Source organism: Mycobacterium sp. TH-M82 (assembly GCF_057473605.1).
The window spans coordinates 1-21302 of sequence record NZ_JBYCKY010000255.1 but is presented as its reverse complement, the minus strand read 5'-3'; the positions used below and the strand labels follow the sequence as shown (position 1 = coordinate 21302).

At 67.6% G+C, this 21302-nt stretch carries 22 protein-coding genes, 2 tRNA genes and 1 pseudogene; 17 read left to right on the top strand and 8 right to left on the bottom strand.

The window, feature by feature from the left end; translation table 11 throughout:
* Positions 1-8 precede the first annotated feature (8 nt).
* Positions 9-80, top strand: a tRNA-Gln gene (locus AC2VON_RS07990).
* A 73-nt stretch (positions 81-153) separates the two neighbouring features.
* Positions 154-226, top strand: a tRNA-Glu gene (locus tag AC2VON_RS07985).
* A 9-nt stretch (positions 227-235) separates the two neighbouring features.
* On the opposite strand, the gene AC2VON_RS07980 is transcribed toward AC2VON_RS07985, so the two are convergent.
* Both AC2VON_RS07980 and AC2VON_RS07975 read right to left on the bottom strand, forming a co-directional pair.
* Positions 236-733 (bottom strand): pyridoxamine 5'-phosphate oxidase family protein, encoded by a 498-nt coding sequence (locus AC2VON_RS07980; protein WP_486952464.1) that lies wholly within the window; start codon positions 731-733, stop codon positions 236-238.
* A gap of 141 nt (positions 734-874) precedes the next feature.
* Positions 875-1576 carry an IclR family transcriptional regulator gene (locus AC2VON_RS07975; RefSeq protein WP_486952463.1) on the bottom strand — a complete coding sequence of 234 codons (702 nt, stop codon included), beginning with the start codon at positions 1574-1576 and terminating at the stop codon, positions 875-877.
* A gap of 39 nt (positions 1577-1615) precedes the next feature.
* Between AC2VON_RS07975 and leuC the strand changes: the two genes are divergently transcribed.
* The 3 genes from leuC (at position 1616) to AC2VON_RS07960 (ending at position 4535) form a co-directional block, all read left to right on the top strand.
* Positions 1616-3049, top strand: a complete 1434-nt coding sequence (gene leuC / locus AC2VON_RS07970) for a 3-isopropylmalate dehydratase large subunit (RefSeq protein WP_486952462.1) — start codon at positions 1616-1618, stop codon at positions 3047-3049.
* 29 nt (positions 3050-3078) lie between these two features.
* Complete coding sequence (gene leuD, locus AC2VON_RS07965; protein ID WP_486952461.1) at positions 3079-3675, top strand: 3-isopropylmalate dehydratase small subunit; 597 nt, start codon at positions 3079-3081, stop codon at positions 3673-3675.
* A gap of 200 nt (positions 3676-3875) precedes the next feature.
* Entirely contained in the window at positions 3876-4535 is a 660-nt protein-coding gene (locus tag AC2VON_RS07960) for an HU family DNA-binding protein (protein ID WP_486952460.1), read from the top strand.
* Positions 4536-4604: 69 nt separating this feature from the next.
* Here the strand turns inward: AC2VON_RS07960 and mutT1 are convergent, their stop codons facing one another.
* The 3 genes from mutT1 to cofC all read right to left on the bottom strand — a co-directional run bounded on the left by mutT1 (position 4605) and on the right by cofC (position 8552).
* Positions 4605-5546, bottom strand: coding sequence for an 8-oxo-(d)GTP phosphatase MutT1 (mutT1, locus tag AC2VON_RS07955; protein WP_486952459.1), 942 nt, complete (start codon positions 5544-5546; stop codon positions 4605-4607).
* A gap of 79 nt (positions 5547-5625) precedes the next feature.
* Entirely contained in the window at positions 5626-7851 is a 2226-nt protein-coding gene (locus AC2VON_RS07950) for an RNA degradosome polyphosphate kinase (RefSeq protein WP_486952458.1), read from the bottom strand.
* A 68-nt stretch (positions 7852-7919) separates the two neighbouring features.
* Entirely contained in the window at positions 7920-8552 is a 633-nt protein-coding gene (gene cofC, locus AC2VON_RS07945) for a 2-phospho-L-lactate guanylyltransferase (protein ID WP_486952457.1), read from the bottom strand.
* Positions 8553-8634: 82 nt separating this feature from the next.
* On the opposite strand from cofC, the gene AC2VON_RS07940 reads away from it, so the two are divergent.
* Together AC2VON_RS07940 and AC2VON_RS07935 are read left to right on the top strand one after the other, a co-directional pair.
* Complete coding sequence (locus tag AC2VON_RS07940) at positions 8635-9735, top strand: NAD(P)H-dependent glycerol-3-phosphate dehydrogenase (protein WP_486952456.1); 1101 nt, start codon at positions 8635-8637, stop codon at positions 9733-9735.
* Between the two features lie 22 nt (positions 9736-9757).
* Entirely contained in the window at positions 9758-10885 is a 1128-nt protein-coding gene (locus AC2VON_RS07935) for a D-alanine--D-alanine ligase family protein (RefSeq protein WP_486952455.1), read from the top strand.
* Positions 10886-10891: 6 nt separating this feature from the next.
* Here the strand turns inward: AC2VON_RS07935 and AC2VON_RS07930 are convergent, their stop codons facing one another.
* Positions 10892-11422, bottom strand: a complete 531-nt coding sequence (locus AC2VON_RS07930) for a DUF3515 domain-containing protein (RefSeq protein WP_486952454.1) — start codon at positions 11420-11422, stop codon at positions 10892-10894.
* A gap of 38 nt (positions 11423-11460) precedes the next feature.
* Here AC2VON_RS07930 and AC2VON_RS07925 point away from each other — a divergent pair, with 38 nt between their 5' ends.
* The 8 genes from AC2VON_RS07925 to AC2VON_RS07890 all read left to right on the top strand — a co-directional run bounded on the left by AC2VON_RS07925 (position 11461) and on the right by AC2VON_RS07890 (position 17879).
* Positions 11461-12435, top strand: a complete 975-nt coding sequence (locus AC2VON_RS07925) for a thiamine-phosphate kinase (protein WP_486952453.1) — start codon at positions 11461-11463, stop codon at positions 12433-12435.
* Positions 12436-12474: 39 nt separating this feature from the next.
* The gene (locus AC2VON_RS07920; protein ID WP_486952452.1) at positions 12475-12690 is read left to right on the top strand and encodes a type II toxin-antitoxin system Phd/YefM family antitoxin; all 216 of its coding nucleotides are present in this window, start codon (positions 12475-12477) and stop codon (positions 12688-12690) included.
* The gene (locus tag AC2VON_RS07915; RefSeq protein ID WP_486952466.1) at positions 12687-13079 is read left to right on the top strand and encodes a type II toxin-antitoxin system VapC family toxin; all 393 of its coding nucleotides are present in this window, start codon (positions 12687-12689) and stop codon (positions 13077-13079) included. The genes AC2VON_RS07920 and AC2VON_RS07915 overlap by 4 nt, the downstream gene beginning before the upstream one ends.
* A 215-nt stretch (positions 13080-13294) precedes the next feature.
* Positions 13295-13975: a uracil-DNA glycosylase gene (locus AC2VON_RS07910; RefSeq protein WP_486952451.1), complete on the top strand. Its 681-nt coding sequence runs from the start codon at positions 13295-13297 to the stop codon at positions 13973-13975.
* A 149-nt stretch (positions 13976-14124) separates the two neighbouring features.
* Entirely contained in the window at positions 14125-14499 is a 375-nt protein-coding gene (locus tag AC2VON_RS07905; RefSeq protein ID WP_486952450.1) for a metal-sensitive transcriptional regulator, read from the top strand.
* Between the two features lie 34 nt (positions 14500-14533).
* Positions 14534-14821, top strand: coding sequence for a DUF1490 family protein (locus tag AC2VON_RS07900; protein WP_486952449.1), 288 nt, complete (start codon positions 14534-14536; stop codon positions 14819-14821).
* A 55-nt stretch (positions 14822-14876) separates the two neighbouring features.
* Positions 14877-17213 carry a copper-translocating P-type ATPase gene (locus AC2VON_RS07895; RefSeq protein WP_486952465.1) on the top strand — a complete coding sequence of 779 codons (2337 nt, stop codon included), beginning with the start codon at positions 14877-14879 and terminating at the stop codon, positions 17211-17213.
* Positions 17214-17246: 33 nt separating this feature from the next.
* On the top strand, positions 17247-17879 hold the full coding sequence (locus AC2VON_RS07890) for a DUF5134 domain-containing protein (RefSeq protein WP_486952448.1): 633 nt from the start codon (positions 17247-17249) through the stop codon (positions 17877-17879).
* 12 nt (positions 17880-17891) lie between these two features.
* Here AC2VON_RS07890 and AC2VON_RS07885 read toward each other — a convergent pair whose 3' ends face one another.
* Positions 17892-18506, bottom strand: coding sequence for an aldo/keto reductase (locus AC2VON_RS07885; protein ID WP_486952447.1), 615 nt, complete (start codon positions 18504-18506; stop codon positions 17892-17894).
* Between the two features lie 104 nt (positions 18507-18610).
* A complete protein-coding gene (rpmB, locus tag AC2VON_RS07880; protein ID WP_486952446.1) occupies positions 18611-18805 on the bottom strand; it encodes a 50S ribosomal protein L28 in 195 nt (64 codons plus the stop codon).
* A gap of 174 nt (positions 18806-18979) precedes the next feature.
* Between rpmB and AC2VON_RS07875 the strand changes: the two genes are divergently transcribed.
* A complete protein-coding gene (locus AC2VON_RS07875) occupies positions 18980-20746 on the top strand; it encodes a DAK2 domain-containing protein (protein ID WP_486952445.1) in 1767 nt (588 codons plus the stop codon).
* Between the two features lie 2 nt (positions 20747-20748).
* A pseudogene (locus AC2VON_RS07870) lies at positions 20749-21302 on the top strand (ATP-dependent DNA helicase RecG); the annotation flags it as partial.

Genomic DNA, 21302 nt, shown 5'->3' with positions numbered 1-21302 from the left:
CCGGTCAATGGGGTATGGTGTAATTGGCAACACAGCTGATTCTGGTTCAGCCATTCTAGGTTCGAGTCCTGGTACCCCAGCAAAACCGGTCCGCCGCGAGCAATGAGATCGGCCGTATCGGCTTGAGCTATGCTGGCAGCTCGGATTGGTTCTGGCCCCGTCGTCTAGCGGCCTAGGACGCCGCCCTCTCACGGCGGTAGCGTGGGTTCGAATCCCATCGGGGCTACATCATCGGCTATTTCAGGGGCGCGGTGGAGCCACCCCGCGGCATCGCCGGCAACCCGAGCTTGCGGTGGTCCCACGAACGGGTGCGGCGAGTGACGATCCGCACGGCGACCCGCTTGTGCATCATCTGATCGACCGCGGGTTTCATCTCGTCGGTGTACGGGCCGGTATAGCGCTCCCACACGCTGACCCCGACCCGGAAGATGGTCTCGGGATCTTCGATGATCTCGGCGACTCCCTCGAACGACACTCCGCGCAGCGCGTCGTAGGTATCGCCGCCCTCGAGCAGGAAGCTGACCCGCGGATCGCGTCTGACGTTGACCGCCTTCTGCGACTTGGCCTTCGTCTCCAACCAGATCTCGCCGTCGAGCACGCCATACCACATCGCGGTCAGGTGTGGCTGCCCGTCCGGGCCGACGGTCGCCAACGTCCCGGTGCGACTGGTGGTGACGAAGTCGGCGATCTCAGTTGCCGACATGACGATCTGTGCGCGCTGATTGGTTCCCACGTCAGTAGTCTGTCAGGCCGCCAGCGCCTTGGCCGAGCATGCACAGAATCGCACTCGCGGCGTCCGCGGAGTGCGAGTCTGCGCATGCTCGCGACGAGGCCGCGCATGCTCGCGACGAGCCTGGGCACGGTGCGCAACCCGCTACAGTCTGCGGGTCAGTGCGTCGGCCGCCTCGATCAGGTCCGCGGCCCACCGGCCGCCCGGCCGCCGGCCTATCCGGTCGCTCGGGCCGGACACCGATATCGCCGCGACGACCGCCCCGTGCGGATCGCGAACCGGCGCCGACACACTGGCCACCCCGGGTTCACGCTCCGCGACACTCTGCGCCCAGCCGCGCCGTCGTACCTGGGCCAACAGGCGATCGGTGAACGTGGCCTCCGGCAGCACCGCCTGCTGGGTGGCGGGATCGGCGTAGGCCAACAGCACCTTGGCTCCGGACCCCGCCGTCATCGGCAGCCGGGCGCCGACCGGAACCGTGTCGTGAAGCCCGGCCGGCGGCTCCGCCGCCGCGACACAGACCCGCGAGGTTCCGTCGCGCCGGTACAGTTGCACACTCTCACCGGTGATCTCCCGCAGCCGGGGCAGCACCACCGCTCCGACGGCCTGCAGCGGGTCGTCGGCGTGCGCCGCCAGTTCGGCGACGGCGGGACCGATCTGCCAGCGGCCGTCGGCGCCGCGCGCCAACAGGCGGTGGGTCTCGAGCCCGGCGGCCAGTCGGTGCGCGGTGGCCCGGGGCATGCCGGTGCGCTCACAGAGTTCAGCCAGCCCGCACGGCGATTCGGCGATCGCGCCCAGTACGTCGACGACTTTGTCGAGGACGCCGATGCCGCTATGCTGTCTCATATCGAGATACTAACTTCTCACATCATGAGATAGATAAAAATGGACAAGACATCCGGCACACAACCCCGCAAGCCCCGCACCCTGGCCGAGAAGGTCCGGGACGAACATCTGGTGGCCGCCGGCGGTGGAACCGAACCAGACCTCATCTACATCGACCTGCACATGATCCACGAGGTCACCAGCCCGCAGGCCTTCGAGGGCCTGCGGCTGGCCGGCCGGCGGGTCCGCCGGCCGGACCTGACCATCGCCACCGAGGATCACAATGTGCCGACCATCGACATCGACAAGCCGATCACAGACCCCGTGTCGCGCAAACAGGTCGAGACGTTGCGACGCAACTGTGCGGAATTTTCCATCCGCCTGCACCCGATGGGCGACATCGATCAGGGCATCGTGCACATCATCGGCCCGCAGTTGGGGCTCACCCAGCCGGGAATGACGGTCGTCTGCGGGGACAGCCACACCTCCACCCACGGGGCTTTCGGCGCGTTGGCGATGGGTATCGGTACCTCCGAGGTCGAGCATGTGCTGGCCACCCAGACGCTGCCGCTACGACCGTTCAAGACGATGGCGGTCAATATCGACGGGGGACTGCCGCCCGGTGTGACGGCCAAGGACATCATCCTGGCGGTGATCGCCAGGGTCGGGACCGGCGGTGGCCAGGGCCACGTCATCGAATACCGGGGCAGCACCGTGGAATCGTTGTCGATGGAAGCCCGCATGACCATCTGCAACATGAGTATTGAAGCCGGGGCCCGGGCCGGGATGGTGGCACCAGACGACACCACCTACGAATATCTGCGCGGCCGGCCACATGCTCCGGCCGGAGCCGCCTGGGACGCTGCCGTCACCTACTGGCAAGGGCTGCGCACGGACCCGGGTGCCGAATTCGATCTCGAGGTCTACCTCGACGCGTCCTCGCTGACCCCGTTCGTCACCTGGGGCACCAATCCCGCCCAGGGCGTTCCGTTGGGCGACGCGGTGCCTGACCCGGAACTGATGACCGACGACGCCGAGCGGCGGGCTGCCGAACGGGCATTGGAATACATGGACCTTCGACCCGGAACCCCGATGCGCGACATCGCGGTGGACACCGTGTTCGTCGGATCGTGCACCAACAGCCGCATCGAGGATCTGCGCGCGGTGGCGGAGGTGATGCGGGGCCGTCGGGTGACCGGCAACGTGCGGATGCTCATCGTGCCGGGCTCGATGGGGGTGCGAAAGCAGGCCGAAGCCGAGGGACTTGACGAGGTTTTCGTAGCTGCCGGCGCCGAGTGGCGCCAGCCCGGTTGCTCGATGTGCCTGGGCATGAACCCCGACCAACTCGCCCCGGGGCAGCGGTGTGCCTCGACGTCCAACCGCAACTTCGAAGGGCGGCAGGGCAAAGGCGGGCGCACCCACCTGGTGTCGCCGGTCGTCGCCGCCGCCACCGCGATCCGCGGCACGCTTTCGGCGCCCGCTGACTTGAATTGACCGGCACCGCATTTAAGAGGAGTTCAATGATGGAAGCTTTCCACACCCACACCGGCATCGGGGTGCCGCTGCGCCGGTCCAATGTCGACACCGATCAGATCATCCCCGCGAGCTTTTTGAAGCGCATCACCCGAACCGGCTTCGAGGACGGGCTGTTCGCAGCCTGGCGGGCCGACCCGTCGTTCGTGCTCAACCTCAGCCCCTTCGACCGGGGTTCGGTGTTGGTTTCCGGGCCTGACTTCGGCACCGGATCCTCCCGGGAGCACGCGGTGTGGGCTCTGATGGACTACGGCTTCCGGGTGGTGATCTCATCCCGGTTCGCCGACATCTTCCGCAGCAACGCCGGGAAGGACGGGCTGCTGGCGGCTCAGGTCGCTCAAGACGATGTGGAAATCTTGTGGAAACTCATCGAGCAGAGCCCCGGGCTGGAAATCACTGCCAATCTTGGCGATCGGACTATCGCCGCGGGAAGCGTGATGGTGCCGTTCAATATTGACGACTACACCGCCTGGCGACTGACCGAAGGACTCGATGATATAGGCCTTACGCTGCAGAAACTGGACAGGATCGACGCCTACGAGACGACCCGTCCGGCCTGGAAACCACGGACCACACCTGTCGGCTGACGGTCGGCCGGCGAGCCGGATTACCGGTTCGCACCGCCGACATCGGGGTGCCCGTCACCGACCAAGGGCGGCAACCATATTGCCGGAGTGGCCGATAATTTCATTTGAAATTGCGCGTGGCTCTTGGATATCAGCGGCCGAAGGGATTACCCTGATGCGCTAGTCGGTCCAAAGCGGACCACTGGTCTCGGAGGGATTGGATGAACAAAGCAGAGCTGATCGATGAGCTCACACAGAAATTGGGCGCGGATCGCAGATCGGCGACGGCCGCCGTCGAGAATGTCGTCGACACCATTGTGCGTGCGGTGCACAAGGGTGACAGCGTCACTATCACCGGTTTCGGTGTATTCGAGCAACGGCGCCGTGCGGCGCGCGTGGCCCGTAACCCACGCACCGGGGAAACGGTGAAGGTGAAGCCGACATCCGTCCCGGCATTTCGTCCGGGCGCGCAATTCAAGGCGGTTGTGTCTGGCGCGCAGCGTCTCCCGGCGCAAGGGCCGGCGGTCAAGCGCGGCGTGGTCGCGGGTGGGGCCAAGAAGGCGGTAAAGAAGTCGCCGGCCAGGAAAGCCACCCGGGCTGCCGCGCCGAAGTCCGCGGCCAAGGCACCGGCTCGCAGAGCCGCGGCGAAGGTGGCGAAGAAAGCCCCGGCCAAGAAGGCCGCAACCACGCGGGCCCCGGCCAAAAAGGCCACAACGAAGCGGGCTCCAGCCAAAAAGGCGGCGGTGAAGAAGGCGCCGGTCCGCAAGGCCGTGACCAAGGCGCCGGCTCGTAAGGCTGCGACCAAGCGGGCCCCGGCCAAAAAGGCAGCGGTGAAAAAGGCACCCGCCCGAAGGGCCACGGTCCGGCGGGGCCGCAAATAGACACACGCCGATGGGCCAGCGCCGCAGACCGTTACGTTCGGCGGCGCTCGGCCCATTCGCGCATGCTCATCACGAGTGCTCAGCCGGACCTTTAGCGGCCACCGCACTGCCGATGTGGTCGGCGGCGACCAGCCGCCCATCGACCAGCGACAGCACCCAGGTGCTGCCCTTGCGGTTGCGGGATTTGTCGGGGCGCACACCGTCGCGCTCACACCACCACGCGATGAGGTCCGGAATCACCTTGCCCTGAGTGCAGATCACCGGGGTGCATCCTGTTTGCGCAATCCGCAGCGCACGGCGCCGGGCTGGTTTGGGGCTGTGCGCATAGGCTTCCTCGGTCAGCGCGGGTTCATTGCAGACGGTCACACCGAGTTGGGCGGCCAACGGCGCGACGGTTTGGTGACAGCGCAACCTGTCGGCGGCATGTACATCGGCGGCACCGAATGCCAGCAGCACACCGGTCAGGGACTTGGCCTGCACACGCCCCTGCTTGTCCAGCGGCCGTTGGGTGTCGTCACCGGAGAACCTGGAACTACGGCCCGCGGTTGCGTGCCGGACGATCAGAACCGTCTGGGTGCCGGCGGGGTATTTGACGAACCGGCGCAGGATCTTTCGATCGTAGCTGTATCCGAGTTTCTTCATCGCGTCCGGCACCGGTAGCCACACCATGTCGTCGACCTCGGTACCGGCGGCGAATTCACCGCCGAGACTGCGCGCTGCCCAGTAGCGGACCTTTTTGACGCTCTGGGAGACCGGATAGTTCACCGTACCCAGACGCCGGCCCAGATGGGCATGGTGGCCGGTCTCTTCGAGGATTTCCCGTACCGCGGTCACCGGCTCGGTTTCACCGGGATCGACCTTGCCCTTGGGCAGCGTCCAGTCGTCGTAGCGGGGGCGGTGAATGAGCGCAACCTCGACCGCCTTGCGCCCCTTACCCGCTGGCCGCCACAGCACACCCCCGGCGGCATAGACCGACCTGACCGCAGCGACATTGCCACCCGGCGGTGTCATTTTCGGCACCTTAACTCCTGCAGGTCAATTCCAGCCCGCGTGCACCGCGGAAGTGGCGGAAGTGGTCGGATGTGGGACTTCAAGGGCTCCGGTGCCACCCCATCAGCGATACCTGGTGATCACGTACGGTCTCCCCGGGCTGCGGCGACGCGGTCCACTTGCCGTCGGGCCCGAGCTCCCAGCAGCGGGTGGATCGATCCAGTGCGGACTTGAACACTTCGTCGAGCTGCGCGGTCAGCCTGGGGTCTTTGACCTGGACCATGACCTCGACCCGGCGGTCGAGGTTGCGGTGCATCATGTCGGCGCTGCCGATCCAGAACTCGTCGATCGCGCGACAGTGGATGATGCGTGAATGCTCCAAAAAACGGCCGAGAATCGAACGCACGGCAATGTTCTCGGAAAACCCGGCCACACCGGGGCGCAGCGCACAGATCCCGCGGACCACCAACTCGACCCGCACGCCGGCTCGTGATGCACGATAGAGCGCGTCGATCACCTGCTCGTCGACCAGGGAGTTGAGCTTGAGCCGGATCCGGCCGTTTCCGTCGTCGCGGTGCGCGGCAACCTCTCGCCCGATGCGTTCGATGATTCCGGTGCGCACGCCGTAAGGTGCCACCAATAGGTTGCGGTAGACCATCTTCCGTGAGTAGCCGGTGAGCGAGTTGAACAGATCGGTGAGATCAGCGCCGATGTCCGGGGCCGCGGACAGCAGGCCGATATCCTCGTAGAGCCGGGCGGTCTTGCTGTTGTAGTTGCCGGTGCCGATGTGGCAGTACCGGCGGATGGTCGAACCTTCGCGGCGTACGACAAGCGCGGTCTTGCAGTGCGTTTTCAACCCGACCAGCCCGTACATCACGTGTACCCCGGCATGTTCCAGCTGGCGTGCCCACTTGATGTTGGCCTGTTCATCGAAACGCGCCTTGATCTCGACCAGTGCCACCACCTGTTTTCCGGCTTCGGCGGCATCGATCAACGCGGTGACGATCGGTGAGTCACCCGAGGTGCGGTACAGCGTCTGCTTGATCGCCAGCACGTCGGGATCGGCGGCGGCCTGCTCGATGAACCGCTGCACGCTGGTGGAGAAGGAGTCATAGGGGTGGTGCACCAGCACATCACCCTCGCGCAGGGTGGCGAAAATGCTTTTGGGGGTTTCCCGCTCTGCGAAAGCCGGATGGGTGGCCGGGACGAAAGCCGGGTCTTTGAGGCCCGGCCGATCCTGGCGATAGATCTGCGACAGCGACGACAAATCGAGCAGTCCGGGCACCTCGATGACATCACCGGGGTGTACATCGAGTTCCCGCAGCAACAGTTCCAGCATGTTCTCGGTCATGTCGTCGGAAACCTCGAGGCGTACCGGCGACCCGAACCGGCGCCGCGCCAGCTCCCGCTCCAGCGCCTGCAGCAAATCCTCGTCGCGGTCCTCTTCGACCTCGAAATCCGCGTTGCGGGTGATGCGAAACACATGGTGCTCGACGATCTGAAGGCCCGGGAACAGCACTGGGAGAAAGGCCGCGATCAACTCCTCCATCGGCAGGAAGCGAATTTCCGCTCGTTCGTTGTCCCCAATGCCGGCGCTGCCGTTGGTGCGAGCGCCGAGCTCGACGAAACGATCGACATTGTCGGGAACCTTGATCCGGGCGAAGTGCTGCCCGCCGTCCTCGGGACGGCGCACCGTGACCGCCAGGTTCAGGCTCAGCCCGCTGACGAAAGGGAACGGGTGTGCCGGGTCGACAGCCAGCGGGGTCAGCACCGGGAACACCTGGTCGTGAAAGTAGGCCGACAATTGCTCGCGCTCGGCCTCGTCCAGGTTGGCCCAAGTGACGATGTGCATTCCCTCCTCGGCCAGCGCGGGCCGCACCGAGTCGAGGAAGACCCGGGCGTGCCGGGTAGCAATCTGCTGGGTCTGTTCGCCGATGCGGCGCAGTTGCTCGCGCGGGGTCAAGCCGTCCGCCGAGCGCACCGACAGCCCCATCTCGTCACGACGTTTGAGGCCGGCCACCCGAACCATGTAGAACTCGTCGAGGTTCGAAGCGAAGATTGCCAGGAAGTTGGCCCGCTCCAGCAAGGGCAGTGAGGTGTCGGCGGCCAGCGCCAGCACCCGGGCGTTGAAGTCCAGCCAGCTCAGTTCGCGGTTCAGGTAGCGATCATCGGGAAGTTCGTCGTCGGCGGTAGGGGCTTGGATCACCGTGGCTGCCGGCGGTGCAGCAGGTGCCGTGTCGATGGGACGCCAGTCTGCCTCGTCGGTGTGCAGCTCGGCGAGTTGGCTGGCTTCGATGTCGGTCACAGGGAAATCATTACTCATCATCGGGTGTGCTGCCACCGCGGCGGCAGATCGGTATCCCGCCACCTTTGGTGTGCCCGGTCGGACGGGAATCAATGGACGACGGCCCGCGTGGTCGACGTCCCGACGCCGAGACCGCACGCAACCGCCAGATCCTCGGGTGTGTCGACGTCGCAGCGCAGACCTGGCCAGGCACCGGTGAGCTCTACCGCACCCGAATGACGGTGCCGCGCCGAGGAGTCCCGCCCGAACCGCGGGTCCAGCGCGGCGCCGAAGGCGAACAGCGCCGCGGTACCGGCCCCATGCCGGTCGGCAACGAAGCTTCGCAGGTGCGACCGGGCGGCCGCGATCGCCTCAGCGAGTTCATGGGTTTGAAGTGCCGGCAGATCGCCTTGCAAGGCAACGATGTTGGTGACCGATCCGGCGATCGCGCGTTCTGCGACAAGCAGCGCGTTGTTGAGCGGGTCCCGGTGGCCCGCCGGGGTGGGGTCGCGCAACACGTTGGCGCCGAACTCAGCCGCCACGGCCGCGGCAGCATCGTCGGGTGTGACCACGTTGATACAGCACAGTGACTCGACCTTCGTTGCCGCGATGACGGTGTCGACCAGCATGGCCAGCACCAGGTCCTCGCGGGCACCAGCCGGAAACGCCGGCGCCAACCGGGTCTTGGCGGTCTGCAGCCGCTTGACGGCGATGATCAGGCCGACATCGCGCATGACGCTCATCCTGCCAGCGTCGCTGTACGGCAGGCTTTAGGGTGAAGCCCGGCCGGAGCGAACCGGAGAGAACTGGAGCGAGGTGGTGGCAATGGCCGGCAGCGAAGGCACCGTTGCGGTGATGGGCGCCGGCGCGTGGGGCACGGCTGTAGCCAAGGTGCTGGCCGACGCCGGCAGCGCGGTCAGGTTGTGGGCACGTCGGCCCGAGCTCGCCGAAGCGATCAACGCCACCCGATGCAACCCCGACCATCTTCCCGGTGTGCGGCTGCCGGGGAGGATCTGCGCCACCGCAGACGCGGCCGAGGCCCTGGGCGGTGTGACGACGGTGTTCCTCGGGGTGCCCGCACAGGTGATGCGGCCCAACCTGGAGGCGTGGACTTCACTGCTCACCGAGAGCGCCACCCTGGTCAGCCTGGCCAAGGGCATCGAGTTGGGCACCCTGATGCGGATGAGCCAGGTCATCGTCGCGGTGACCGGCGTCGACCCAGCGCAGGTGGCGGTGCTGTCCGGGCCTAACCTGGCCGGTGAGATCGCCGACGGGCAGCCAGCCGCCACCGTCGTCGCCTGCAGTGACTCGGGGCGGGCGGTGGCGTTGCAGCGCATGCTCAACACCGGATACTTCCGCCCCTACACCAACGCCGACGTGGTCGGCACCGAAGTCGGCGGCGCCTGCAAGAACGTCATCGCGCTGGCGTGCGGCATGGCCGCCGGTGTGGGTCTGGGCGAGAACACCGCGGCGGCGATCGTCACCCGGGGACTGGCGGAGATCATGCGGCTGGGCATCGCGCTGGGGGCCAAGGGCGCCACGCTGGCGGGTCTGGCCGGGGTGGGTGACCTGGTGGCCAGCTGCACCTCGCCACGGTCACGGAACCGTTCCTTCGGCGAGCGACTCGGCCGGGGTGACGTGGTGGTGGCGACGCTGCAGGCTCTGGGGACCGGAGACGGCAGCGACGGCTGGGACGGCTGGGACGGCAGCGACGGCTGGGACGGCTGGGACGGCCGGGACGGCTGGGACAGCAGGGACAGCCACGTCATCGAGGGTGTGACGTCGTGCCAATCGGTGCTGGCACTGGCCTCCAGCTACGACGTCGAGATGCCACTCACCGACGCGGTGCACCGGGTCTGTCACCGGGGACTGTCCGTCGGTGAGGCGGTCGCGCTGCTGCTGGGACGCCGCACCAAACCGGAGTGACCGGCGGTAGCCTCTCTAGGTTGTGAACGCCCCCAGCTCCCCCGACGCCGGTGACCGGGTCCGGGTGGCCGTCGTGTTCGGCGGCCGCAGCAGCGAGCACGCCATCTCATGCGTGTCGGCGGGCAGCATCCTGCGAAACCTCGACCCGCAGCGGTTCGAGGTGGTCGCGGTGGGCATCACCCCGGAAGGCGCCTGGGTGCTCACCGACGGCGACCCGGAGACGCTGGCGATCACCAACCGGCAGCTGCCGGGGGTGACGTCGGCGTCGGGCACCGAGTTGGCCCTGCTCGCCGACCCGCAGCGCGCCGGTCAGTTGGTCGCGCTGTCGACCGGCGCCGGGGAGGTGCTGGCCTCGGTCGACGTGGTGTTCCCGGTGCTGCACGGCCCGTACGGCGAGGACGGCGCAGTCCAGGGGCTGCTCGAACTGGCCGGGGTGCCCTATGTGGGAGCGGGGGTGCTGGCCAGTGCGACCGGTATGGACAAGGAGTTCACCAAGAAGCTGCTGACGGTCGCGGGATTGCCGATCGGCCCGCATGTGGTGCTCAGGCCGGCACATCCGCTGCCGACGATCGAGGAGCGCGAGTGGCTGGGACTGCCGGTGTTCGTCAAACCGGCCCGGGGCGGCTCGTCGATCGGGGTCAGCCGGGTGTCGCACGCCGACGAGCTGCCCGCCGCGATTGCCGATGCCCGTCGGCACGACCCGAAGGTGATCGTCGAGGCCGCGATCTCCGGCCGTGAGCTGGAGTGCGGGGTGCTCGAATTCCCGGACGGCTCGGTGGCGGCCAGCACGGTGGGCGAGATTCGGGTGGCCGGGGTGCGCGGCCGGGAGGACACCTTCTACGACTTCGCCACCAAGTATCTCGACGACGCCGCCGAGTTGGATGTGCCCGCCAAGATCGACGACGACGTCGCCGACGAGGTGCGGCGGCTGGCGGTCCGGGCGTTCACCGCGCTGGACTGCCAGGGCCTGGCCCGGGTGGACTTCTTCCTCACCGACGACGGCCCGGTGGTCAACGAGGTCAACACCATGCCCGGGTTCACCACGATCTCGATGTACCCGCGGATGTGGGCGGCCAGCGGCATCGACTATCCGACCCTGTTGGCGACGATGGTCGACACCGCGTTGGCGCGCGGGACCGGGCTGCGCTGAGGGACGCTAATTCGCCGGTGCCGGGTTGATCGGCACGGTCGCGATGGTGTCGGCAATGAGATCGGACAGTTGCTGGATCGGTGTCGGCCCCGATCCTGGTGGCAGCGTGAGCGCCACATACACCGGCCGGTCCACCGTGTACCAGGTGGACCAGGTGGACTGGCCGTCGGCATGCACCTCGAACCACTGCACCGAGTCGACGACCTGTATCGGCGCGCCCACCACGAACTCGGCCGGGCGGTCCAGTCCGCAGCGCAGCACGACGGGTTCGCCGCCGGCTGCCCAGGCGGCCGCGCCCTCGGGTGCGGGTTGTGCCAGCGGTGTGCGTTGATCGTCGCCGAGCCGTGCTGGCAGCGCGTCCAGCAGCGCTTGACACGCCGGGTCGGCGGCGTGCGGGGCGGCGACGGCGGGAATGGCGACCGGTTGTTGCGGTGCCCGGCGGGTCGCCGCGATCGCCAGCACAGCACCGACCGCCGCGACCGCGACCACCAGAGCCGCGATCAGCGCGACACGCGGCGGCCCATCCGGATCGGTCACTGCTGCTTCTCCTCCGCTGACCCACCTACACTCCACGCGTGAGTGACGACGATCCCACACTGGGTCAGTTGGGTGAGTTTTCCATGATCGACCGGCTGGTGGCGGGCCGCCACCAGCCGCACACCACCCTGCTGGGGCCCGGCGACGATGCCGCCGTGGTGCTCGCGGGCGACGGCCGCACCGTGGTGTCGACCGACATGCTGGTGGCCGGCCGGCACTTTCGGCTGGACTGGTCGACCCCGCACGATATCGGCCGCAAGGCGATCGCGGTGAACGCGGCCGACATCGAGGCGATGGGCGCGCAGGCGACCGCCTTCGTCGTCGGGTTCGGCGCGCCCGCCGACACCCCGGCCGCCCAGGTCGGCGCGTTGGCTGACGGCATGTGGGCGGAGGCGCAGCGGATCGGCGCGGGCATCGTCGGCGGTGACCTGGTCGACTGCGACCAGTGGGTCGTTTCGGTGGCTGTGCTGGGCGAGCTGGATGGTCGGGTGCCGGTGTTGCGTTCCGGCTCACGGCCGGGATCGGTGCTCGCCGTCAGCGGTCAGCTGGGTTGCTCGGCGGCCGGGTATGCCCTGTGGCGCAACGGGATAGGCGGATTCGACGCATTGCGGCGCCGGCATCTGGTGCCGCAGCCGCCGTACGGGCAGGGCCGGGCCGCCGCCGAGGCCGGTGCGCAGGCCATGATCGACGTCTCCGATGGGCTGGTCGCCGACCTGCGCCATATCGCGCAGGCGTCCGGGGTGGGCGTCGAGGTGTCCACCGAGGCCCTGGCCGGAGACCACGCGGCGGTGGCGCCGGCCGCCGAAATGGTCGGTGTCGACGGGTGGTCGTGGGTGCTCGGCGGGGGAGAAGATCACGCCCTGGTGGCCTGCTTCCCCGGTGCGGTACCGCCGGGGTGGCGGGTCATCGGGCGGGTAGTCGACGGCCCGGCCCGGGTGCTGGTCGACGGTGTCGGCTGGGACGGCTACGCGGGCTGGCAGTCGTTCGACCCGCCGAGGAAGACATCACGATGACAACCCACTGACCAGTAGACTAACGATATGACCAGAAATATGACCGCTACGGAGGTAAAGGCAAAGATCCTCGCGCTGCTCGACGAAGTCGCTGAAGGTGAAGAGATCGTGGTCACCAAGCACGGCCGCGCCGTGGCCCGACTGGTCGGGGCCAGCGGGCCGCACGGGCTCAAGGGTCGCATGGCTGGAGTGGCGATGTCGGCCGCCGACGACGACGCACTGTTCACCACCGGGGTGTCGTGGAACGCGTCGTGACGACGGTGCTACTCGACTCACACGTGGTTCACTGGTGGTCGGCCGAGCCGCGGCGCCTAAGCCGGATCGCGAGCCGAGCCGTCGAGCAGGCCGACGTGCTCGCCGTCGCCGCGATCACCTGGTTCGAATTGGCGTGGTTGGCCGAACACGAACGCATCCAGGTGACGATTCCGGTTCGGTCTTGGCTCCAGCAGCTCGCTGAACAGGTCCGCACAGTCGGCATCACGCCGGCCGTGGCGTCTACCGCGGTGTCACTGCCGTCGTCGTTTCCCGGCGACCCCGCGGACCGGTTGATCTATGCCACGGCCGTCGAACACGGCTGGCGACTGGTGACGAAGGACCGGCGGCTACGGGATCATCGGCATCCACGCTCGGTCACCACCTGGTAGCGACGACACCGGAGCCGAATGCCGATGGACGTCGCGGCCATACCGCATGCCACCCGCACGCCCGGCTCGGCTCTACACCCGCAACGCCCGCGACTTCGCCGGGCTCGATGCCCTGGGCGGCGTCGTTACCGTCTGAACTCAAGCGGCGGTTCAGGAGTCTTAATGTTGTCGGTACTGTTGCAACAATGGCCAGTGCTGCTGAAGAAAGGTCGGCAGTGACCGCACGTCCGCTCGGTGAACTCGTCGAGCAGGGTTGGGCCGCTGCGCTGGCACCGGTGGCTGATCAGGTGGCTGCGATGGGCCAGTTTCTGCGTGCCGAGATCGCTGCCGGGCGTGGTTATCTACCTGCCGGGCAGAACGTGTTGCGTGCCTTTACTTTTCCATTCGACCGGGTGCGAGTACTGATCGTCGGACAAGATCCGTATCCGACCCCCGGGCATGCGGTGGGCCTGTGCTTTTCGGTGGCCCCGGGCGTGCGGCCGCTGCCGCGCAGCCTGGAGAACATCTTCACCGAATACACCGCCGACCTGGGTTATCCGACACCGTCGTGCGGTGACCTCAGTCCGTGGGCTCAACGCGGAGTGCTGCTGCTCAACCGGGTGCTCACGGTGTGCCCGGGTAAGCCGGCGTCGCACCGGGGCAAGGGTTGGGAAGCGGTCACCGAGTGCGCGATCCGGGCGTTGGCGCAACGCGATCAGGCGATGGTGGCGATCCTGTGGGGCAAAGACGCCTCCACGCTGAAACCGGTGCTGGACTCCGACTGTGCCGTGATCGAGGCGTCGCATCCTTCGCCGTTGTCGGCATCGCTGGGGTTCTTCGGCTCGCGGCCGTTCAGCCGGGCGAACGAGCTGCTGGCCGGGATGGGTGCCGAGCCGATCGACTGGCGGCTGCCCTAAACCTCAACGCGTATGACAGCGAGGTGGTCACCAATGCGGCCACGACCGCGATGGCTGATCGCTGTCACGGACGGCCCGAATGCGATGCCTATAGCCCACCCCAGGTGGGGTGGGCTATAGTGAACAGACGGTGAGGTGCGGAGGTGGTGATGAGCAAGGATTTGACGGCGAAGAAGCAGGCGGCGCTGAACCGGCTCAAGACGGTGCGGGGCCACCTCGACGGAATCATCCGGATGGTGGAGTCCGACGCGTACTGCGTAGATGTGATGAAGCAGATCTCCGCGGTGCAGTCTTCACTGGAACGGGCAAATCGGGTGATGTTGCACAACCACTTGGAGACCTGCTTTTCGGCGGCGGTGCTGGATGGCCGCGGCCAAGCTGCGATTGCCGAGCTGATTGATGCCGTCAAGTTCACGCCCGCATTGACCGGCCCGGATCTACGGCTCAACGGTGCCGCCGTGGGCGAGCCGACTGCTGATGAGTTGCCAACGGTTGGCCGCGGAGTCCAGATTCCCGGCCATTGACCGGGGATTCGACAACGAATGGGGAGTGATTTCAATGGTGTGGCATGGGTTTTTGGCGAAGGCGACGCCCACGGTGGTGACCGGCGTGGCGGGGGCGGTGGCCTATGAGGCCGTGCGCAAGGCGGTGGCGAAGGCGCCGCTGCGCAAGGCAACCGTCACCGTTACCGCGTGGGGTCTGCGGGCTGTCCGTGCGGCCGAGCGCACGGCCGGCGCGAGCGCTGAACAGATTCGACTGACGGTCGCCGACGTGATGGCCGAGGCCGAAGAGCACGCCGCGCAGGGCGTTCCACCGCTGACTGTGGCTGGCGATCATGACCACTGACGTCCTTGTGGATGCCGACCCCGCCCTGAAAATTGTTTCCGACGCGTCAGGGCGAATGCGGGTGCAGGTCAAGAGGTTTGGTGTTGACGCGGTTCGGGCTGTGGCGATCGAGGAGATGGTCGCCAGGGTGACCGGCGTGCAATCCGCGCAAGCCTACCCGCGCACGGCGTCGGTAGTTGTCCGGTATTCGCCGGAGCACTGCGACACCGCTGAGGTGCTGGCGGAGATTGCCCAAGCCGAGCACGTTCCTGCTGAGTTGGTGCTTGCACGTGCCCCGCGTTCGGCCACCGTCCCCAGGATGGGTGTGGTGCGCAGGATTGCCGGCGGCATCGTGTCGGCGCTGTTGGGCCGGCGCCGCCGCGCGGCCGAGGTCTCGGACGTCGAGAGTTGCGGCGGTTGCGGATCCGGGCCGCTCACCGCGAATGGCTTGTCGCCGGGAGAGCAGAGTCGCCGTGAGCGGCGGACCTGGTTGCGGCGGGTGTGGTTGGCCTTCCCGTTGGGGCTGGTGGCGATGGCGACGATGTTTTTCGGCCACCCTTGGGCGGGGTGGTTCGCCTTTGTAGCGACGGTGCCGGTGCAATTCGTCGCCGGGTGGCCGTTCCTGAAAGGGGCGGTGCAGCAGGCGCGGGCCCTGACTTCCACCATGGACACGCTGATCTCGCTGGGCACGTTGACCGCGTTCGGCTACTCCACCTACCAGTTGTTCGCCGGGGGGCCGCTGTTCTTCGACACTTCGGCGCTGATCATCGCGTTCGTGGTGCTGGGACGCTATTTCGAGGCCAGCGCCCAGGGCAAGGCGTCCGAGGCGATCAGCAAACTGCTGGAGATGGGCGCCAGAGAAGCATGCCTGCTGGTCGACGGCGAAGAGCTCCTCGTGCCGATCGACCAGGTCCAGGTCGGGGATGTGGTGCGGGTACGGCCGGGCGAGAAGATCCCGGTCGATGGTGAAATCGTCGACGGCCGCGCTGCCGTCGACGAGTCGATGCTGACCGGCGAGTCCGTCCCGGTCGAGAAAACAGCGCGGGACCGTGTCGCCGGGGCCACGGTCAACACCGACGGAGTGCTGAGCGTGCGCGCCACCGCCGTCGGCGCCGACACCACCCTGGCCCAGATCGTGCGCCTGGTCAAGCAGGCCCAAGGCGGCAAGGCCCCAGTGCAGCGGCTGGCCGACCGGGTCTCCGCGGTGTTCGTGCCGGCCGTCATCGGCGTTGCCGTCGCGACGTTCGCCGGCTGGACGCTGTTGGCCGCCAATCCGGTCGCCGGTATGACCGCGGCGGTCGCGGTGCTGATCATCGCCTGCCCGTGTGCGCTGGGCCTGGCCACCCCCACGGCGATCATGGTCGGCACCGCCCGCGGCGCCGACCTGGGCATCCTGGTCAAAGGCGGCGAGGTTCTGGAAGCCTCGCAGAAGATCGACACCGTGGTGTTCGACAAGACCGGCACCCTCACCCGCGCCCAGATGCAGCTCACCGACGTGATTGCCGGCAGGCGCCGCCAGCCCGATCCGGTGCTGCGGATCGCCGCCGCAGTCGAGTCGGGCTCCGAACACCCCATCGGCGCGGCGATCGTCGTCGGTGCACGCGAACGTGGGATAGAGATTCCAGCCGCCACCGGGTTCGCCAACCTGGCCGGGCACGGGGTGCGCGCCGAGGTCGATGGTCACACGGTGCTGGTCGGGCGGCGCCAGCTCCTCGACGAACACGATGTGGTTCTGCCCGACCACCTCGCTGCGGCGGCCGCAGACCTCGAAGAACAGGGCCGCACCGCGGTGTTCGTCGGCCGCGACGACCACGTGGTAGGGGTGCTCGCGGTGGCCGACGCGGTCAAAGACGACGCGGTCGACGTGGTCCGTCAGCTGCACGCCATGGGGCTGCAGGTCGCCATGATCACCGGCGACAACACCCGCACAGCTCACGCGATCGCCAAGCAGGTCGGCATCGACAGCGTGCTGGCCGAGGTGCTGCCCCACGATAAGGTCCGTGAGGTCCGCCGACTCCAGAACGAGGGCAAGGTGGTCGCGATGGTCGGCGACGGTGTCAACGACGCCCCCGCCCTGGTGCAGGCCGACCTGGGCATCGCGATCGGCACCGGCACCGACGTGGCCATCGAAGCCTCCGACATCACGCTGATGTCGGATCGGCTCGACGGTGTCGTGCAGGCGATCCAGCTGTCTAGACAGACCCTGCGCACGATCTATGAGAACCTGGGCTGGGCATTCGGCTACAACACCGCCGCGATCCCGCTTGCCGCGCTGGGTGCACTGAACCCGGTCGTCGCGGGTGCGGCGATGGGATTCTCCTCGGTCAGCGTGGTGACCAACTCGCTGCGGCTACGCCGCTTCGGCCGCGCCACACCCGCAGGAGGGAGCCAACGCCGACTCCGACCGGCATGACGTTCCCCGAAACTGAGAGGCCTGGTAACGCGCGTGATCTCTGTCCTGGTTCTTCGATGGGTGGTCACCGGGCTGTTTGTGCTGTCTGCCGCCGAATGTGGTCAAGCGATCATCATCAAACGCCGACCATGGACGTGGGTCGTCAGCCACGGGCTGCACTTCACCATGTCGGTAGCGATGGTGGTCATGGCCTGGCCGCGGGGCATGCGATTGCCAGCGGCGGGGCCGATGCTGTTTTTCCTGCTGGCGACCGTCGTGTTCGCGACGATGGCCGTTGTTGTAGCCCGAACGGGCGCGCTGCGCCTGCAGTATGGATACAACGGCCTGATGATGCTGGCGACGGCCTGGATGTATGCCATCATGGACGATCATCTGCTCGCCGTCGGCCCGGGCAACCAGGACGCTCAACCGGCTATGTCGTCCATGCCGGGCATGGACATGGCCGCCATGAACATGCCGGTAAGCAGCGGGTCGCCGTTATGGTTCAGCGCAATAAGCTGGCTCGGCACCGTGACCTTTGCGGCCGCCGCGGCGTTGTGGACCTACAGGTACATCATCGGGCGGCCCCACGGAGCCGGCTGGTACAGGTCGCTGGGTGACCTCGGTCAGATGGCGATGGCTGCCGGGATGACAGTCCTCTTCCTCGCCACGTTGTTTGCGATCTGAGCGCCAAAACTATCACCAGGGGCTCCGACACGCGGACAAACTATGGCTGACGAGGGTTGGCAACGCCGAAGGGGGCTGAGCCAGCGCCAGCTGTGCCAGCGTCTGAGCGCGCCTCTGGGCGATTCGGTCGAGAGCCCGCAGTCGTTCGCGCACTGTCTCGGTCACCAGTTCGTCGTCGAAGGTGGGCCGCTTGGTTGTCCGGACGACCGCTCCGGGCGGTGTGTCGACGTAGCGGTCGGTGAGCAAGCCCTGGGCCAGGGCGGTGAACGCGATCGCGCCCATCCCGGCGGTGCCGAGCGTGCCGAGCAAGCCGTCCTCGACCCAGCGGTTCAGCATCGAGTACGACGGTTGGTGGATCACCAGCGGTGTGCCGAGCCGCTCGGTGATACCGGCCGCTTCGGCGGTGCGGGCGGCCGTAGGGCGGCCCGTAGTTGTTGGCGAGATCGAAATGCGTGACGCCCTGGTCGAACGCGTAGCGCAGCACGTCGCGCTGGATGTCGAACGGGCGATTGTCGCCGAAGTTGTACCAGAGGCCCAGCGAGATCGCCGGCAGCAGCAGCCCGCAAGTGCCCACGCGACGATAGGACATGCGGTCGTAGCGGGTCGGTGCGGCAGTCCACGGGTCATGGGTGAGGGGAACGTTGTCGATCAACGGCTTCTCGTTCATGCTTGGGCCTCGTATGACCGTCGCTCTCGACCCCGAGCAGCTGTCAGGTCGCGGGCTGAGAGCCTCAGCCGCGGCTGACTCTGCCGGCCTTGAGGCAGGACGTGCAGATGTTCAGCCGCCGCTTGTTGCCGCCGGGACGGGTCACGGCGTGCACGGTCTGGATGTTCGGATCCCACCGGCGGCTGGTCCGACGGTGGGAGTGTGACACCGACTTGCCGAAGCCAGGCCGCTTTCCACAGATATCGCAGACGGCGGCCATACGTGAACTCCTCGAAACCTCTGAACAAGGGCCAACAACCCGGCGGGTGGCCCCGACAACCTGACCAGGATAGCCGCCGTCATGGCAACCACCAAAACGATACCCGACATCGCAAGCCGTCTGAACTGTGCCGTCGGCCCCGGTGATTAGGCTTTTGCCCACGGATAGTGGCGGATGCAGGAAGGTGGGACAGCCGTGGGCAACACCGATCGCCTGCTGGACGCTGCTGCCCTGCGCGACTGGGCGCACACCGCGGTCGGCGACCTGATTACCCACACCGACGAGATCAACCGGCTCAACGTGTTCCCGGTCGCCGATTCCGACACCGGCACCAACATGTTGTTCACCATGCGCTCCGCGCTGGCCGAGGCCAACACCGAGGCCGCTTCGGGAGAGGTGGCCAGGGTCGCGGCGGCGCTGTCCGCCGGCGCGATGCACGGTGCCCGCGGCAACTCCGGGGTCATCCTGTCACAGATCCTGCGCGGCATAGCCGACGTCACAGCCGACGTCACAGCCGACGTCAGTGCCGGCCGCACCGCCGACGGCGACGGCGAACTGCTCGACATCGACGCAGCCCTGCTCGGTGCCGGACTGCGGCACAGCGTCGAACTGGTCATCGCCTCGATGGGCGGGCGGGAGGTTCCCGGCACCATCGTGTCGGTGCTCGAAGCGGCTGCCGGGGCCGTCGAGCGACACGCGACGGATGGTGCGGGGCTGCGCGGGGCGGTCACCGCAGCCGGCGACGCAGCGGCCGTGGCACTGGAGAAAACCCCCCAGCAGCTCGACGTGCTCGCCGATGCGGGGGTGGTGGACGCCGGCGGCCGTGGTCTGCTGGTGTTGCTCGACGCGCTGCGCTTCACGATCACCGGGCAGGTGCCCGCCCGCGCCGCCTATGAGCCACTGCACGAAGTGCCCCGGTCTCCCCGGTCGAGGGTGTCGGAGTCCGTCACCGCGCAACCCGCTCCGCGGTTCGAGGTGATGTACCTGCTGGACGGATGTGATGCCACCGCAGCCGACGTGCTGCGCGACCGGCTCGAGCAGCTGGGTGAATCGGTGGCGATCGCGGCCTCCGCCCCCGGGGCCGCCGGTTCCGCTGAAACGTCGGGTCCCGCCCAAGCCTATTCGGTGCATGTGCACACCGACGACGCCGGCGCTGCCGTTGAAGCGGGCTTGGCGTTCGGCCGGCCACACCGCATCCAGGTCTCGGCGCTGGCCGGTTTCAATGGGGTGGCAGGGTTGTCGCCGGGCAGTTGGGCCCGGGAACGGGCGGTGCTGGCCGTCGTCGACGGCGACGGTGCCGCGGCGCTGTTCGCCGCAGAAGGCGCCTGCGTGCTGCGTCCCGACCCGGACGCCACCCACCCCACCACCGGGGTCAGCGCACGACAGTTGCTGCGTGCCGTGGTCGACACCGGTGCAGCGCAGGTGATGGTGCTGCCCAACGGTTACGTGGCCGCCGAGGAGTTGGTGGCCGGGTGTACCGCCGCCATCGGCTGGGGCGTCGACGTGGTGCCGGTGCCGACCGGGTCGATGGTGCAGGGGTTGGCTGGGCTCGCGGTGCACGAGCCGGGCCGGCCGGTCGTCGACGACGGCTACACCATGGCCCGAACGGCCGGCGCCACCCGGCACGGATCGGTGCGCCTTGCCACCGAAGCGGCACTGACCTGGGCTGGGCCTTGTGAACCGGGGGACGGCCTGGGTATCACCGGTGACGAAGTACTGATTGTGGCCGAGGATGTCACAGCCGCCGCCATCGGCCTGATCGATCTGCTGCTGGCCGCCGGCGGCGAGCTGGTCACCGTGCTGACGGGCGCCGGCATTGCGCCGGATCATGCCCTGGCCCATGTCTTCGCCCAGCACGTGCACGATCGCCATCCGGGCACCGAACTGGTGACGTATGCGACCGGACACTCCGGCGACGTGCTGCTGATCGGGGTCGAGTAGACATGGTCACGCTCAGCGATCGGCTCGACTACGTGGTGGGCGGCAAAGCCGCCGGCCCGCTCGACGAGGTGTTCGGCATCCGGACCGTCGGCGACCTGCTCCGCCACTATCCGCGCAGCTACGTCGAAGGCGCGGCGGTGCGGGGAGCGGCCGACGAGCAACCGGTGGCGGGCGAGCACATCACCCTGGTCGACACCATCACCAGCGCGGTGGCCCGGGAGATGAAAAAACGCCTGCCCGACGGCCGCAAGGACGAGTATCTGGTGATCACCGTGGGAGAGGGACGAAACCGGGTGACCGCCACGTTTTTTCACGCACGCGGACTCAAGTGGAAACTCACCCCGAAGACCCGGGTAATGCTGTCCGGAGAGGTCGGTTTTTTCAAGGGCACCATGCAGCTGACCCACCCCGCCTTCCTGATCCTGGCGCCGGGTAAGAGGAACTTCGGCAGCGACTCGTTGCGCAACATCGCCGACGCGTCGCAGGCGGTCAGCGGCGAAGTGCTGCAGTCGGAGTTCGAGCGGCGCTGCTACCCGATCTACCCGGCCAGCACCAA

Excerpts from the sequence above, each read along its gene's own strand:
- AC2VON_RS07875 (WP_486952445.1), top strand. The coding sequence starts at position 18,980 with ATGCAGGAAGGTGGGACAGCCGTGGGCAACACCGATCGCCTGCTGGAC.
- leuC (WP_486952462.1), top strand. The coding sequence starts at position 1,616 with ATGGACAAGACATCCGGCACACAACCCCGCAAGCCCCGCACCCTGGCC.
- AC2VON_RS07950 (WP_486952458.1), bottom strand. The coding sequence starts at position 7,851 with ATGATGAGTAATGATTTCCCTGTGACCGACATCGAAGCCAGCCAACTC.
- mutT1 (WP_486952459.1), bottom strand. The coding sequence starts at position 5,546 with ATGACACCGCCGGGTGGCAATGTCGCTGCGGTCAGGTCGGTCTATGCC.
- cofC (WP_486952457.1), bottom strand. The coding sequence starts at position 8,552 with ATGAGCGTCATGCGCGATGTCGGCCTGATCATCGCCGTCAAGCGGCTG.
- leuD (WP_486952461.1), top strand. The coding sequence starts at position 3,079 with ATGGAAGCTTTCCACACCCACACCGGCATCGGGGTGCCGCTGCGCCGG.
- AC2VON_RS07940 (WP_486952456.1), top strand. The coding sequence starts at position 8,635 with ATGGCCGGCAGCGAAGGCACCGTTGCGGTGATGGGCGCCGGCGCGTGG.
- AC2VON_RS07960 (WP_486952460.1), top strand. The coding sequence starts at position 3,876 with ATGAACAAAGCAGAGCTGATCGATGAGCTCACACAGAAATTGGGCGCG.
- AC2VON_RS07885 (WP_486952447.1), bottom strand. The coding sequence starts at position 18,506 with ATGACCCGTGGACTGCCGCACCGACCCGCTACGACCGCATGTCCTATC.
- AC2VON_RS07920 (WP_486952452.1), top strand. The coding sequence starts at position 12,475 with ATGACCGCTACGGAGGTAAAGGCAAAGATCCTCGCGCTGCTCGACGAA.
- AC2VON_RS07895 (WP_486952465.1), top strand. The coding sequence starts at position 14,877 with ATGCGGGTGCAGGTCAAGAGGTTTGGTGTTGACGCGGTTCGGGCTGTG.
- AC2VON_RS07900 (WP_486952449.1), top strand. The coding sequence starts at position 14,534 with ATGGTGTGGCATGGGTTTTTGGCGAAGGCGACGCCCACGGTGGTGACC.
- rpmB (WP_486952446.1), bottom strand. The coding sequence starts at position 18,805 with ATGGCCGCCGTCTGCGATATCTGTGGAAAGCGGCCTGGCTTCGGCAAG.
- AC2VON_RS07975 (WP_486952463.1), bottom strand. The coding sequence starts at position 1,576 with ATGAGACAGCATAGCGGCATCGGCGTCCTCGACAAAGTCGTCGACGTA.
- AC2VON_RS07905 (WP_486952450.1), top strand. The coding sequence starts at position 14,125 with ATGAGCAAGGATTTGACGGCGAAGAAGCAGGCGGCGCTGAACCGGCTC.